This window comes from Cellulomonas jepli, from assembly GCF_047229345.1.
GTDB lineage: Bacteria > Actinomycetota > Actinomycetes > Actinomycetales > Cellulomonadaceae > Cellulomonas_A.
Genome location: NZ_JBFTER010000121.1, coordinates 1 through 14,490, shown reverse-complemented (window position 1 = coordinate 14,490; position 14,490 = coordinate 1). Strand labels below are relative to the sequence as shown.

General features: G+C 72.9%; 13 protein-coding genes. 8 read left to right on the top strand and 5 right to left on the bottom strand.

Features of this window, described 5'->3' with window-relative positions:
- Positions 1–202: 202 nt before the first annotated feature.
- The 5 genes from AB6N24_RS20410 to AB6N24_RS20390 all read right to left on the bottom strand — a co-directional run bounded on the left by AB6N24_RS20410 (position 203) and on the right by AB6N24_RS20390 (position 4,394).
- The gene (locus tag AB6N24_RS20410; RefSeq protein WP_034631666.1) at positions 203–982 is read right to left on the bottom strand and encodes a succinate dehydrogenase iron-sulfur subunit; all 780 of its coding nucleotides are present in this window, start codon (positions 980–982) and stop codon (positions 203–205) included.
- Positions 982–2,820 (bottom strand): succinate dehydrogenase flavoprotein subunit, encoded by a 1,839-nt coding sequence (gene sdhA, locus AB6N24_RS20405; RefSeq protein ID WP_412871201.1) that lies wholly within the window; start codon positions 2,818–2,820, stop codon positions 982–984. Before sdhA ends, AB6N24_RS20410 begins: the two co-directional genes overlap by 1 nt.
- Before the next feature lie 102 nt (positions 2,821–2,922).
- Positions 2,923–3,405, bottom strand: coding sequence for a succinate dehydrogenase, hydrophobic membrane anchor protein (sdhD, locus tag AB6N24_RS20400; RefSeq protein WP_412871200.1), 483 nt, complete (start codon positions 3,403–3,405; stop codon positions 2,923–2,925).
- Positions 3,405–3,785 (bottom strand): succinate dehydrogenase, cytochrome b556 subunit, encoded by a 381-nt coding sequence (gene sdhC, locus AB6N24_RS20395; RefSeq protein ID WP_412871199.1) that lies wholly within the window; start codon positions 3,783–3,785, stop codon positions 3,405–3,407. The genes sdhD and sdhC overlap by 1 nt, the downstream gene beginning before the upstream one ends.
- Before the next feature lie 300 nt (positions 3,786–4,085).
- Positions 4,086–4,394: a DUF2087 domain-containing protein gene (locus AB6N24_RS20390; RefSeq protein WP_412871198.1), complete on the bottom strand. Its 309-nt coding sequence runs from the start codon at positions 4,392–4,394 to the stop codon at positions 4,086–4,088.
- A 105-nt stretch (positions 4,395–4,499) separates the two neighbouring features.
- Here AB6N24_RS20390 and AB6N24_RS20385 point away from each other — a divergent pair, with 105 nt between their 5' ends.
- From AB6N24_RS20385 to AB6N24_RS20350, 8 genes are all read left to right on the top strand, one after another.
- Positions 4,500–5,639: a mannose-1-phosphate guanylyltransferase gene (locus AB6N24_RS20385; protein ID WP_412871197.1), complete on the top strand. Its 1,140-nt coding sequence runs from the start codon at positions 4,500–4,502 to the stop codon at positions 5,637–5,639.
- Between the two features lie 24 nt (positions 5,640–5,663).
- A complete protein-coding gene (locus AB6N24_RS20380; protein ID WP_412871196.1) occupies positions 5,664–6,857 on the top strand; it encodes an amidohydrolase in 1,194 nt (397 codons plus the stop codon).
- A 290-nt stretch (positions 6,858–7,147) separates the two neighbouring features.
- Positions 7,148–8,254 (top strand): BMP family lipoprotein, encoded by a 1,107-nt coding sequence (locus AB6N24_RS20375; RefSeq protein ID WP_412871195.1) that lies wholly within the window; start codon positions 7,148–7,150, stop codon positions 8,252–8,254.
- 212 nt (positions 8,255–8,466) lie between these two features.
- Positions 8,467–10,047 carry an ABC transporter ATP-binding protein gene (locus tag AB6N24_RS20370; RefSeq protein WP_412871194.1) on the top strand — a complete coding sequence of 527 codons (1,581 nt, stop codon included), beginning with the start codon at positions 8,467–8,469 and terminating at the stop codon, positions 10,045–10,047.
- Positions 10,044–11,270 (top strand): ABC transporter permease, encoded by a 1,227-nt coding sequence (locus AB6N24_RS20365; RefSeq protein WP_412871193.1) that lies wholly within the window; start codon positions 10,044–10,046, stop codon positions 11,268–11,270. The genes AB6N24_RS20370 and AB6N24_RS20365 overlap by 4 nt, the downstream gene beginning before the upstream one ends.
- Positions 11,267–12,574, top strand: a complete 1,308-nt coding sequence (locus AB6N24_RS20360) for an ABC transporter permease (protein WP_412871192.1) — start codon at positions 11,267–11,269, stop codon at positions 12,572–12,574. The genes AB6N24_RS20365 and AB6N24_RS20360 overlap by 4 nt, the downstream gene beginning before the upstream one ends.
- Before the next feature lie 8 nt (positions 12,575–12,582).
- Positions 12,583–13,005 carry a cytidine deaminase gene (locus tag AB6N24_RS20355; RefSeq protein WP_412871191.1) on the top strand — a complete coding sequence of 141 codons (423 nt, stop codon included), beginning with the start codon at positions 12,583–12,585 and terminating at the stop codon, positions 13,003–13,005.
- Complete coding sequence (locus AB6N24_RS20350; protein WP_412871190.1) at positions 13,002–14,291, top strand: thymidine phosphorylase; 1,290 nt, start codon at positions 13,002–13,004, stop codon at positions 14,289–14,291. Before AB6N24_RS20355 ends, AB6N24_RS20350 begins: the two co-directional genes overlap by 4 nt.
- The last annotated feature ends 199 nt before the right edge of the window (positions 14,292–14,490 follow it).

Below are 14,490 nucleotides of genomic sequence, written 5' to 3'. Positions count from 1 at the left end.
GCCGCCAAGCGCTGACCCGCCCGCGGACGAGGCGCTGCCCGCGCTGACGACGCGCTGGCACCGCGGACGAGGCGCTGGGCCCGCGGACGAGGCGACGCCCCCGCGCACGAGCCAGCGTCGGCCCCGCACGCACGAGGCCCCGCACCGAGGGCTCGTGCTGAGCCGCCCGGGCGGGGCCGTCGTCGTGCGGGTGGTCGTGCGGTCAGAACGCGCGGGTGATCATCGCGCGCTTGACCTCCTTGATCGCCTTGGTGACCTCGATGCCGCGCGGGCACGCCTCGGTGCAGTTGAAGGTCGTCCGGCAGCGCCAGACGCCCTCCTTGTCGTTGAGGATCTCGAGGCGCTGCGTGCCGCCCTCGTCGCGGCTGTCGAAGATGAACCGGTGCGCGTTGACGATCGCCGCGGGGCCGAAGTACTGCCCGTCGGTCCAGAACACCGGGCACGACGACGTGCACGCGGCGCAGAGGATGCACTTGGTCGTGTCGTCGAAGCGCTCACGCTCGGCGGCCGACTGCAGGCGCTCCTTGGTGGGCTCGTTCCCGGTCGTGATGAGGAACGGCATGATCTCGCGGTACGACGCGAAGAACGGCTCCATGTCGACCACGAGGTCCTTGATCACGGGCAGGCCCTTGATGGGCTCGACCGTGATCGGCTTGCTCGGGTTGAGGTCCTTGAGCAGCGTCTTGCACGCCAGGCGGTTGCGGCCGTTGATCCGCATCGCGTCCGAGCCGCAGACGCCGTGCGCGCACGAGCGGCGGAACGTCAGCGAGCCGTCGAGGTCCCACTTGACCTTGTGCAGCGCGTCGAGGAGGCGGTCGGTGCCGTGCACCGTGACCGTGAACTCCTGCCAGTACGCCTCGTCGCCGTGCGTCTCGGGCGTGTAGCGGCGGATCTTGAGCGTCACGTCGAAGCTCGGGATCGCGCCGACCTTGGTGTCCGGCGTCGACGAGGTGCCGGGGGAGTCGTCGAGCTGAGTCGTCATCAGTACTTGCGCTCCATCGGCTGGTAGCGGGTCACGACCACGGGCTTGTACCCGAGCGCGACGTCGTGGGTGCCGGGCGTCTCGGCGGCGACCGCGGCGGCCGCCTCCACGCTCACCGGGGTGGACGGCGCGGCGACGCCCGAGGGGCGGCGGTACGCCATCGTGTGCTGCATGTAGGCCTCGTCGTCACGTGCCGGGAAGTCCTCCCGGAAGTGCCCGCCGCGCGACTCCTGGCGGTTGAGGGCACCGACGACGACGACCTCGGCGATGTCGAGCAGGAAGCCGAGCTCGAGCGCCTCGAGCAGGTCGGTGTTGTATGCGCGGCCCTTGTCCTGGACCGACACGTTCTTGTAGCGCGCCTGGAGCTCGCGCACGTCCTTGAGCGCCTGGACGAGCGACTCCTCGGTGCGGAACACCTGGGCGTTCGCATCCATGGTCTGCTGCAGGTCGCGGCGCACGTCCGCGACGCGGTCCCCGACGGCGCGGGCACGCATCTCCTCGAGCTCGGCGACCACGCCGGTCTCGGGGTCCTCGGGGACGTCGACCCAGTCGGCCGTCGAGGCGTAGGCCGCCGCGGCGAGGCCGGCGCGCTTGCCGAAGACGTTGATGTCGAGCAGCGAGTTCGTGCCGAGGCGGTTCGAGCCGTGCACCGACACGCACGCGACCTCGCCGGCGGCGAACAGCCCGCGCACGAAGTCGGTGTTGTTGCGCAGCACGGCGGTCTCGATGTTGGTCGGGACGCCGCCCATCGCGTAGTGCGCGGTCGGGTACACCGGAACGGGCTCGGTGTAGGGCTCGATGCCGAGGTAGGTGCGCGCGAACTCGGTGATGTCCGGGAGCTTGGCGTCGATGTGTGCCGGCTCGAGGTGCGTCAGGTCGAGCAGCACGTAGTCCTTGTTGGGACCGGCGCCGCGACCCTCGCGCACCTCGTTCGCCATCGACCGGGCGACGATGTCGCGGGGCGCGAGGTCCTTAATCGTGGGGGCGTAGCGCTCCATGAAGCGCTCGCCCTCGCCGTTGCGCAGGATGCCGCCCTCGCCGCGCGCGGCCTCGGAGAGCAGGATGCCGAGGCCCGCGAGACCGGTCGGGTGGAACTGGAAGAACTCCATGTCCTCGAGCGGGATCCCGCGGCGGTACGCGAGGGCCATGCCGTCGCCCGTGAGCGTGTGGGCGTTCGACGTCGTCTTGTAGATCTTCCCGGCGCCGCCGGTCGCGAGCACGACCGACTTGGCGCGGAACAGGTGGATCTCGCCGGTCGCGAGCTCGTAGGCCACGACGCCGCTCACCGCCACGTCGTCGCCGTCGGACACGTCCCCGCCCACGAGGTCGTGCGAGAGCAGGATGTCGAGGACGTAGAACTCGTTGAAGAACTCGACGTCGTTCTTGACGCACTGCTGGTAGAGCGTCTGCAGGATCATGTGGCCCGTGCGGTCCGCCGCGTAGCACGAGCGGCGCACCGCGGCCTCGCCGTGGTTGCGGGTGTGCCCGCCGAACCGGCGCTGGTCGATCCGCCCCTCGGGCGTGCGGTTGAACGGCAGGCCCATCTTCTCGAGGTCGAGCACCGCGTCGATGGCCTCCTTGGCCATGACCTCCGCCGCGTCCTGGTCGACGAGGTAGTCGCCGCCCTTGACGGTGTCGAAGGTGTGCCACTCCCAGTTGTCCTCCTCGACGTTCGCGAGGGCGGCGCACATGCCGCCCTGCGCGGCACCCGTGTGGGAGCGCGTCGGGTAGAGCTTGGAGATGACAGCCGTGCGGGCCCGGTCGGAGGACTCGAGGGCGGCGCGCATGCCCGCGCCGCCGGCACCGACGATGACGACGTCGTACTGATGGGTCTGCATCGGTGTCGATGCCTCCTGTGTGGGAGTCGGGCCGGGTGGCGAGAGGGGGCCCGTCGGCGGCGCGCGCGTGCCGCGGCGGGTGCCGTGGCGCGAGGGCGTCCGTCAGGCGGTGCAGAACGAGGGCAGCAGGTCCGCGGGGCTGTTCGCCGGGCACGGGTCGAACGTGAAGATGACGAGCGTGCCGAGCACGACCACGACGACGAACGCCGTGTAGAGCGCGAGCTTGAGCACGAGGCGGGTGCCGTCACGCTCCGCGTAGTCGTTGATGATCGTGCGCACGCCGTTCGTCCCGTGGATCATCGCGAGCCACAGCATGAGCAGGTCCCAGGTCTGCCAGAACGGCGAGGACCACTTGCCGGCGACGAAGCCGAAGTCGATCGCGGTGATGCCCTCGCCCTGGACGAGGTTGACGAAGAGGTGGCCGAAGATCAGCGCGACCAGGACGACGCCCGAGACGCGCATGAACAGCCAGCCGTACAGCTCGGTGTTGCCGCGCGTGGTCCGCCGGTTGCGCGAGACCGCGGGCACGATCGTGGGGCCGCCCGACGAGCGGGGGGCCGGGATCGGCGTGGAGGTCGTCGTCATCACTCGCCCCCGAAGACGTGCATCAGGTGGCGCGGCAGGAAGCCGGCCATGGTCACCACGAACAGGCCCATCACGACCCACAGGAGGACGCGCTGGTACTTGGCGCCCTTGTCCCAGAAGTCGACCAGGATGATCCGGAGGCCGTTGTACGCGTGGAACACGATCGCCGCGACGAGGCCGGCCTCGCCGAGCCCCATGATCGGGTTCTTGTACGTGCCGATGACGGCGTTGTAGGCCTCCGGGGACACGCGCACGAGCGACGTGTCGAGCACGTGCACGAGGAGGAAGAAGAAGATCAGGACGCCGGTCACGCGGTGCGCGACCCACGACCACATGCCCTCACGCCCTCGGTAGAGCGTTCCGGCCGGTGCGGTGGGCACGGGGGAGGCCTCCTGACAGTCAGGTCGACGACACGAGCCAGCCGCTGGGGGTCAGCGCTGGCTGCCGGTCCCGGCAGCAGCTCTGACGACGCGGTCCGACGACGGTGTCCGTTCGCCTCCCACCTTAGTGACCCGTTCCCACGCCGCAGCCCCACGCAGGGGCCGTCAGGCCCTTGTGATGACACTTTGTGAGCAAGTCCACACTCCGGGACGCCTCCGCGCCGCCGGGCGGAGTGCCGTAGGAGCCGGCGCGACCGGAGTGCGTGAGGGCGCCGCGGCGCGGTGCCGTCCGCGGCCGGCTCACGGGAAGTCGAACTCGGTCACGTGCGTGCGCCAGTACTCCGCGCCGTCGCGCGTGCGGGTCACGAGCCCCGCGTCGACCATCTCCCGCCGCAGCCCGACGGGGTCGGTCGCGAGGGCGGCGAGCCGGTCGGTGAGCTCGCGCTCGGTCACGGGCTGGTGCACGGGCAGCGTGCGGCTCGCGAGGTAGCTGATGACCAGGTCGCGGTCGGCGCGGCGTCGCGGCAGCCGCTCGAGGCGGCCGCGGACGAGGAAGCGCTCGGGGTCCTTGGGCGCGCGGCGCGGGCTCGCGGGGCGGTCGTCGGGCACCGGTCCAGGGTAGGTCGCAGGGGCCACGGGCAGCGTGTCGAGGGTGGGCCGCAGCGGCGTCGGGCGGCGTGCCGGGGCGCGGCCGGGGCTCGGTACCCTGCCCGGATGACCAGCCCTGTCGCCCACTTCCACGCCGTCGTCCCGGCCGGCGGCGCCGGCACCCGTCTGTGGCCCCTGTCGCGGGCCGGTGCGCCCAAGTTCCTGCTCGACCTCACCGGGTCGGGGCGGACCCTGCTGCAGGGGACGGTCGACCGGCTGCTCCCGCTCACGGGACCGGGCGGCGTCCTCGTGGTCACGGGCGAGCGCCACGCGGCGGCCGTGTCGGCGCAGCTCCCGGGGGTGGCGGCCTCCGACGTGCTCGCCGAGCCGTCGCCGCGCGACTCGATGGCGGCGATCGGCCTGGCCGCGGCGGTGCTGCTCGAGCGGCACGGCGAGGACGTCGTGCTCGGCTCCTTCGCGGCCGACCACGTCATCGAGGGGGCCGAGGCGTTCGAGCGGACGGTGCGCGAGGGGGTCGCGGCGGCGCAGGCCGGGTACGTCGTGACGGTCGGCATCGCAGCGACCGAGCCGTCCACGGCGTTCGGCTACGTCCGCTCCGCCGGGCCGCTCGGCGTGGAGGGTGCCCCCAGCGCGCGGCACGCGGCGGGCTTCACCGAGAAGCCCGACGCCGAGACGGCCGCCGCCTACCTCGCGACGGGCGACTACCGCTGGAACGCCGGGATGTTCTTCGTGCGCGCCCGCGTCCTGCTCGACCACCTCGCCGCCCAGCTCCCGCCGCTGCACGACGGCCTGCGCGAGATCGCACGCGCGTGGGACGGCCCGGAGCGCGCCGAGGTGCTCGCGCGCGTGTGGCCCGGCCTGACCAGGATCGCGATCGACCACGCGATCGCCGAGCCGGTGGCCGCCGCGGGCGGTGTCGCGGTCGTGCCCGGCGACTTCACGTGGGACGACGTCGGCGACTTCGCGTCGCTCGGCTCGCTGCTCGCGGCACCGTCCGGCGCGGACGCGGTGGCCGAGGACGACGGCTCGCGCACGCTCGGCGACGACGCCGGGGTGCTGCGCCTCGACGCGGCCGGGGCGCTCGTGGTGGGCGGCTCGGCTCGCGCCGTGACGGTGATCGGCGTCCGGGACGTCGTCGTCGTCGACACCCCCGACGCGCTGCTCGTGACGACCCGCGCGCACGCCCAGACGGTCAAGTCGGCGGTCGACGGGTGGCGCTCCCGCGGACGCGAGGACCTCCTCTGAGCGCGCGCGACTACGCTCGAAGGCGTGCCTGCCGACCGCTCCGACCTGATCCCGCGCCTCGCGCCCCTGCACGACGAGCTCATCGAGATCCGCCGTGACCTGCACGCGCACCCCGAGCTGGGGCGCACCGAGCAGCGCACGACGAAGGTCGTCGCGGACCGGCTGCGCGCCGCGGGGCTCGAGCCGCACCTGCTGCCCGGCACGGGCCTGGTCTGCGACATCGGGCCGGGCGCGGTCACCACGGGACGCCGTCGCATCGCGCTGCGCGCCGACATGGACGCGCTGCCCGTGCAGGACCGCTGCGGCACCCCCTGGACGTCCACGGTCCCGGGGGTCGCGCACGCGTGCGGCCACGACGTGCACACGGTGGGCGTCCTCGGCGCGGGCCTCGTGCTCGCGCAGCTCGCGGAGTCGGGCGACCTGCCGACCGGCGTCCGGCTGATCTTCCAGCCGGCCGAGGAGGTGCAGCCCGGCGGGGCGCTCGACGTGATCGCGGCGGGCGGGCTCGACGGCGTCGGGCGGATCTTCGGGGTGCACTGCGACCCGAAGACCGACGTGGGGCACGTCGGCACGCGGATCGGCCCGATCACGTCGGCGTCGGACGAGGTCACCGTGACGATCACCGGCGACGGCGGGCACACCTCGCGCCCGCACCTCACCGGCGACGTCGTCTTCGCGCTCGGCCAGGTCATCACGGGCGTCCCCGCGGTGCTCGGCCGCCGGCTCGACCCGCGCTCGGGCGTCAACCTCACGTGGGGGATGGTCCAGGCCGGCTCGGCGCACAACGCGATCCCGTCGACCGGCACGGTGCGCGGGACGCTGCGCTGCCTCGACGTGCGCGCCTGGGAGCTCGCGTCGCGCGTGTTCCACGACGCCGTCACGCAGATGGTCGCGCCGTTCGACGTCGAGGTCGAGGTCCGGCACCAGCGCGGGGTCCCGCCGGTCGAGAACGACGCGCGCAGCACGGGGATCCTCGAGGCGGCCGCGCTCGACGTCATCGGCGAGGACTCGGTCGTGCTGACCGAGCAGTCGCTCGGCGGCGAGGACTTCGCGTGGTACCTCACGAAGGTGCCGGGCGCGATGGCCCGGCTCGGCACCCGCACCCCCGGCGGCCACACCTACGACATCCACCAGGGCGACCTGGTGGTCGACGAGCGCGCGATCGACGTCGCGGCGCTGGTCCTCGCGCGCGCTGCGCTCCTCGCCGGGCGGCCCTAGGCTCGGGAGGCCCACGGGCGCGACCAGCGTGCTCCGTGCCCGCCTCCTGCTCGACCGGCACCCCGTCCGGGTGAGTCCGCCGTGCGGGACGTGTCGTCCCATCCGGTGAGCGAATGTTCCAAGTGGGTAACGGAACCCCCGGTCGTACCCGCCGGTAACACTCCCGTCATCAGCGCCCGCCTACTGTGCGGGCATGGACGTCGGGCAGCATCGTCCGTGCCCGTCGCACCGTCGCGTCGGGCACGACCGCCCCGCGGGCCCCGACGAACGACGAGAACCAGGAGTGTCGCGTGAAGAAGATGATCCGTGTGGCCGCGCTCAGCGGGGCCCTTGCCCTCACGCTCGCCGCGTGCGCCAGCGCGCCCGAGGAGGAGACGCCCAGCACCGGTGAGACGACGGCCGCCGAGGGCGTCGACTTCAAGGCCTGCATGGTCTCGGACGAGGGCGGGTTCGACGACGCGTCGTTCAACCAGTCGGGCTTCGAGGGCCTCGAGCGCGCCGAGTCCGAGCTCGGGATCGAGATCCGCTCCGCCGAGTCGTCCGACCCCGGCCAGTACACGGCCAACGTCGACTCGATGGTCCAGGAGAGCTGCGACCTCATCATCGGCGTCGGCTTCGCGCTCGAGGACGCGATCCAGGCGGCCGCCGAGGCCAACCCGGACCTGCACTTCGCGCTCGTCGACAGCGCGTTCTCCGACGAGTCGTTCGCGCCCGTCGAGCTCGAGAACGCCAAGCCCCTGCTGTTCAACACGCAGGAGGCCGCGTTCCTCGCCGGCTACCTCGCCGCGGGCACCTCGAAGACCGGCACGGTCGCGACGTTCGGCGGTCAGCCGTTCCCGTCCGTGACGATCTTCATGGACGGCTTCGTGGACGGTGTCGCCAAGTACAACGAGGACAACGGCACGGCCGTCAAGGTCCTCGGCTGGGACAAGGCCGCGCAGGACGGCTCGATGATCGGGAACTTCTCCGACACCGAGGCCGGGCGCACCACGACCGAGCAGTTCATCGCGTCGGGCGCCGACGTCATCCTCCCCGTCGCGGGCCCCGTCGGCGCCGGTGCGCTCAACGCCGCGAGCCAGGCCGAGGGCGTCTCGGTCATCTGGGTCGACTCGGACGGCTACGAGCAGGCGTCGAACGAGCAGTACAAGTCGCTCCTGCTGACCTCGGTCATCAAGCTCATCGGCACCTCGGTGTTCGACACGGTCTCGGCCGCCGTCGAGGGTGACTTCTCCTCCGAGCCGTACGTCGGCACGCTCGAGAACGGCGGCGTCGACATCGCCCCGCTGCACGACTTCGAGGACACCGTCCCGGCGGAGCTGCAGACGAAGATCGACGAGCTGCGCGAGCAGATCATCGCGGGCGACCTGGTCGTCGAGTCGGCGAGCGCGACCAGCTGACCCAGCAGCACCAGCAGCACCACCGCACGACACGCACCGCAGCACGGACCGATGGCCCGGGGAGCGCACCTGCCCGGGCCATCGGCCTGCGCGCCGCTCGGGCGGGTGCCGGACGACGACGTCCGCGCCTGCCCGCACCGGCCCGCCCGCGCTGCACGGGGCCACACCGTGGCTAGGGTGCACCCAGGACCAGACGAAGGAGCGGTGTCCACGTGAAGCTCGAGCTACGGGGCATCACCAAGCGCTTCGGAGCGCTTGTGGCCAACGACCACATCGACCTCGTGGTCGAGCCCGGCGAGATCCACGCGCTGCTGGGCGAGAACGGCGCGGGCAAGTCGACCCTGATGAACACGCTCTACGGGCTCTACACGCCCGACGAGGGCGAGATCCTGGTCGACGACGCGCCCGTCGCGTTCGGCGGTCCCGGCGAGGCGATGGCCGCCGGCATCGGGATGGTCCACCAGCACTTCATGCTCGTCCCCGTCTTCACCGTCGCCGAGAACGTCGTGCTCGGGCACGAGCCGGTGCGCGGCGCCGGTCGCCTCCTCGACCTCGCGGAGGCGCGCCGCCGGGTCAGGGAGATCTCCGACCGCTTCGGGTTCGACGTCGACCCGGACGCGCTCGTCGAGGACCTGCCCGTCGGCGTCCAGCAGCGCGTCGAGATCATCAAGGCGCTCTCGCGCGACGCCCGGGTGCTCATCCTCGACGAGCCCACCGCGGTGCTCACGCCCCAGGAGACCGACGAGCTCATCGCGATCATGCGCCAGCTCAAGGACGCCGGGACGTCGATCGTCTTCATCACGCACAAGCTGCGCGAGGTCCGCGCCGTCGCCGACCGGATCACCGTGATCCGCCGCGGCAAGGTCGTCGGCACCGCGAGCCCGCAGGACCCCGAGACGTCCCTCGCGTCGCAGATGGTCGGCCGCTCGGTCAGCCTCGGCGTCGAGAAGGCACCCGCGCAGCCCGGCGCGGCGACGTTCCAGGTCCGCGACCTCACGGTGATCAGCCCCGTGGGCACGCGCGTCGTCGACGACCTCTCGTTCGACGTGCACGCCGGGGAGATCCTCGCGATCGCCGGGGTGCAGGGCAACGGCCAGTCGGAGCTCGCCGAGACGATCCTCGGGCTGCAGCACGCGACCGCCGGCTCCGTCCTGCTCGACGGCACCGAGCTGCTCGGCCGGAGCGTCGACGAGGTGCTGCGCGCCGGCGTCGGGTTCGTCCCCGAGGACCGCAGCACCGACGGGCTCATCTCGAGCTTCTCGATCGCCGAGAACCTCATCCTCGACCTGCACGCGCAGCCGCCGTTCGCCAGGGCCGGCTCGCTGAGCCCGGCGCGCGTCGCCGAGAACGCCCAGGTCCGCACGCAGGAGTTCGACGTCCGCATGACGTCGGCGCAGGACCCGATCAGCACGCTCTCGGGCGGCAACCAGCAGAAGGTCGTCCTCGCGCGCGAGATGTCGCGGCCCCTGCGCCTGTTCGTCGCGTCCCAGCCGACCCGCGGGCTCGACGTCGGGTCCATCGAGTTCGTGCACCAGCGGATCGTGGCGGAGCGCGACAACGGCACGGCCGTGATCATCGTGTCGACCGAGCTCGACGAGGTGCTCGCGCTCGCCGACCGGATCGCCGTCATGTACCGCGGGAGGATCGTCGGCGTCGTCGACGCCGCGACCCCGCGCGACGTCCTCGGCCTGATGATGGCCGGTGTCCCGCTGCAGCAGGCCCAGGTCCAGGCCGCCGAGCACCACACGGCGCTGGCCGACGCCGACGCCGCTGCCGACCAGGAGCTCTCGTGACCGACACCCTCGTGGCGCCCTCCGCCACCCCGAAGCACGACGACGAGCGGCCCGGCGTCCTCCAGCAGATGCTCGACAGCTCGTGGCTGCTGATCGTCACCGCGATCGTCGTCGCGCTCGTCGCGTCGTCGGTCCTCGTGGCCGCGGCGGACCAGGACGTGCAGCGCACCGCGGCGTACCTGTTCGCCCGTCCCAGCGACTTCTTCGCGGCGGTCTGGGAGTCGGTCTACGCCGCGTACTCGACGCTGTTCCGCGGCGCGATCTTCGACTACCAGGCGACCGGGCTGCGGCGCGTGCGGCCCATCACCGAGACGATGACGGCGTCCGTGCCGCTGATCTTCGCGGGCCTCGGCCTCGCGGTCGGCTTCCGCTCGGGGCTGTTCAACATCGGTGCGCAGGGCCAGGTGCTCGTCGGTGGCGCGGCCGCGACCTACGTCGCGATCGCGTTCGACGCCCCCGTCGGCGTGCACGTCGCGCTCGCGTGCCTCGCGGGCATCGCGGCCGGCGCGGCGTGGGCCGGCATCGCGGGCGTCCTCAAGGCCCGGACCGGCGCCAGCGAGGTGATCGTCACGATCATGCTCAACTCGATCGCGTTCCAGCTGATCTCGTACCTGCTCACCACGAGCCTCCTGCGCCAGGGCGGCACGCGGCCGATCTCGCCCGCGGTGGCCGACACCGCGCAGCTCCCGCTGCTGCTCGGGCCGAGCTTCCGGCTGCACGCGGGCTTCCTGCTCGCGCTGCTCGCCGCGGTCGGCGTGTGGTGGCTGCTCGAGCGGTCGACGCTCGGCTTCCGGTTCCGTGCGGTCGGCGCGAACCAGCGCGCGGCGCGCACGGCCGGCATCCGGGTCAACCTGATGTTCGTGCTCGTGATGCTCGTCGCCGGTGGCCTCGCGGGCCTCGGCGGGGCGGCGCAGATCCTCGGCACGGACAAGCAGCTCCAGGCGTCGAGCGCCGGGTCGATCGGGTTCGACGCGATCACCGTCGCGCTGCTCGGCCGCTCCACGCCGCTCGGCACGGTCCTCGCCGCGCTGCTGTTCGGCGCGCTGCGGGCCGGCTCGCCGCTCATGCAGTCGTCGGCGGGCACGCCCATCGACATCGTCCAGGTCATCCAGGCGTCGATCGTGCTGCTCATCGCGGCACCGCCGCTCGTGCGCCGGTTCTCCGCGCTGCACTGGGCCGCGGGCATCGCCGGCTCGACGAAGAAGAAGGAGGCCCACGCGTGAGCACCGTCGCGGACCCGCAGCCCTCGCAGCCCGTCGAGCTCGACGCGCCCGGCTCGGCCCCCATGGTCCAGGCGCAGATCGTGTGGCGCGGGCCCGTCACCTACTGGGTCGTCTCGCTGATCTCGCTGGTCTTCTTCGGGCTCCTGACGCCCGCGGGGGACACCACCAAGTTCATCGTCGCGTCGAGCGGCGACCTCGTGGACATCGCGCCGTTCGCGGTGCCGTCGCGGCTGACCGCGGTCGTCCTGTCGGTGCTGGCGCTCGCGCTGGCCGGCTGGGTCACCCGGCAGACGCTCGCGCGCCGCCCGGTCCCGGCGTGGGTGCCGGTCGTCTTCGGCTTCCTGGTGCTCGTCGCGTTCCTGGTGTGGGTCATGGCCGGCAACGACAACGCGCTGCCGCTGACCGTGCTGCTCACGGGTGCGCTGATCCTCTCCGTGCCCCTGGTCTTCGGTGCGCTCGCGGGCCTGCTGTGCGAGCGCTCGGGGATCATCAACATCGCGATCGAGGGCCAGCTGCTCGCGGGGGCGTTCCTCGCGGTCGTCGTGGCCAGCCTCACGAACAACCCGTACACGGGCCTCATCGCGGCGCCGATCGCCGGTGCGATCGTCGGGCTCGGCCTGGTCCTGTTCGCCGTGCGGTACCGCGTCGACCAGATCATCGTCGGCGTCGTGCTCAACGTGCTGGTCATCGGCGTGACGAACTACCTGTTCTCGACGGTGCTCACGCAGAACCCGCAGACCCTGAACTCCCCGCCGCGCCTGCCGACGCTGCCGATCCCGTTCCTGTCGCAGATCCCCGTGATCGGGCCGGTGCTGTTCGAGCACTCGCTCGTCGTGTACCTCATGTACGTCGCGGTCGCGGTCCTCCAGATCATGGTGTTCCGGAGCCGGTGGGGCCTGCGCATGCGGTCCGTCGGCGAGCACCCCAAGGCCGCCGACACCGTCGGCATCCCGGTCAACCTCACGCGCATCAAGAACACGGTGCTCGGCGGGGCCGTCGCGGGCCTCGGCGGCGCGGCGCTCGTCGCGGCCGGGCTCGCGTTCACCAAGGAGCTCACCGCAGGCCGCGGGTACATCGCGCTCGCGGCGATGATCCTCGGCCGGTGGAGCCCCAAGGGTGCCCTCGCCGCGGCGCTGCTGTTCGGCTTCGCCGACTCGCTGCGCCAGGTGCTCGGCAACCTCGGGTCGCCCGTGCCCAGCCAGTTCCTCGCGATGCTCCCGTACCTCGCGACCATCTTCGCCGTCGCCGGGCTCGTGGGCCGCGTGCGCCCGCCCGCCGCCGAGGGCATCCCCTACGTGAAGTGAGCCTGCCGATGAGCGACACCCCGACCACCCCCGAGATCGACTGGGACGCCCTGCGGGCCGCCGCGCTCGACGTCATGACCCGCGCCTACGTGCCGTACTCCCACTTCCCGGTGGGGGTCGCGGCGCTCGTGGACGACGGGCGCGTCGTCGTCGGCTGCAACGTCGAGAACGCGTCGTACGGCCTGACGCTGTGCGCCGAGTGCGCGCTCGTCTCGGCGCTGCACGTGAGCGGCGGCGGGCGGCTCGTCGCGTTCGTCTGCGTCGACGCGCACGGCAACGCGCTCATGCCGTGCGGCCGGTGCCGCCAGCTCCTCTGGGAGCACGGCGGGGCCACGCTCCTCGTCGAGACCGTGAGCGGCATCAAGCCGATGACCGAGGTGCTCCCGGACGCGTTCGGGCCCGCCGACCTGGTGGAACGAGGGACGGCATGAGCGAGGGCTTCGACGCGGTCGACGTCATCCGGACCAAGCGCGACGGCGGGCGCCTGAGCGAGGGCCAGATCGACTGGGTGCTCGACGCGTACACGCGCGGGGTCGTCGCCGAGGAGCAGATGTCGGCGCTCGCGATGGCGATCCTGCTCAACGGGATGGACCGCGCGGAGATCGCCCGGTGGACCGCCGCGATGATCGCGAGCGGCGAGCGCATGGACTTCTCGGGGCTCTCGCGCCCGACGGCCGACAAGCACTCGACCGGCGGGGTCGGCGACAAGATCACGCTGCCGCTCGCGCCGCTCGTCGCGGTGTTCGACGTCGCCGTCCCGCAGCTCTCGGGTCGCGGCCTCGGGCACACCGGCGGGACGCTCGACAAGCTCGAGGCGATCCCCGGGTGGCGCGCCGAGCTCACCAACGACGAGATGATGGCGCAGCTCGAGTCCGTCGGCGCCGTGATCTGCCAGGCCGGTGCCGGGCTCGCCCCCGCCGACCGCAAGCTGTACGCGCTGCGCGACGTCACGGGGACCGTCGAGGCGATCCCGCTCATCGCGAGCTCGATCATGAGCAAGAAGATCGCCGAGGGCACCGGGTCGCTCGTGCTCGACGTCAAGGTCGGCACCGGCGCGTTCATGAAGGACGCCGAGCGGGCCCGCGAGCTCGCCCGCACGATGGTCGAGCTCGGCACCGACGCGGGCGTGCGCACCGTCGCGCTGCTGACCGACATGTCGACGCCGCTCGGCCTGACCGCCGGGAACGCGCTCGAGGTCCGCGAGTCGCTCGAGGTGCTCGCGGGCGGGGGACCGGCCGACGTCGTCGAGCTCACGGTCGCGCTGGCCCGCGAGATGCTCGACGCCGCGGGCCTCCCCGACGCGGACCCGGCCGCCGCGCTGGCCGACGGCCGCGCGATGGACGTGTGGCGCGCGATGATCGCCGCGCAGGGCGGTGACGTCGACGCGCCGCTGCCGGTGGCCCGCGAGACCGAGCAGGTGCTCGCGCCCGCCGACGGCGTGCTGACCTCGCTCGACGCGTACGCCGTCGGCGTCGCGGCGTGGCGCCTCGGTGCAGGGCGGGCGCGCAAGGAGGACCCGGTGCAGGCCGGCGCCGGCGTCGAGCTGCACGCCCGGCCGGGCGACACCGTGCGCGCCGGGCAGCCGCTGCTGACGCTGCACACCGACACTCCCGAGCGCTTCGAGCGCGCGCGCGAGGCGCTCGCCGGTGCCGCGACGGTCGAGGCCGACGGCGCGGCCACGCCCCGCAGGCTGCTGCTGGACCGCATCGAGGCCTGAGCGACGGCAGCACGGCGGCCGGCGCCGCGACGGTCCGCGCCGGGCGTGCGGCAGACTGGCCGGATGCCTGCGCTGCGTCACCTCCAGCTCACGACCGTGCTCCGGACGCTCGGCGTGCGGCCCGTGCCGCCCGCGCCCGCCCGCGCGGTGGTCCCGGCGCGCACGTCCGGCGCGACCCGCTCGGCGGTCGGGACGGCCG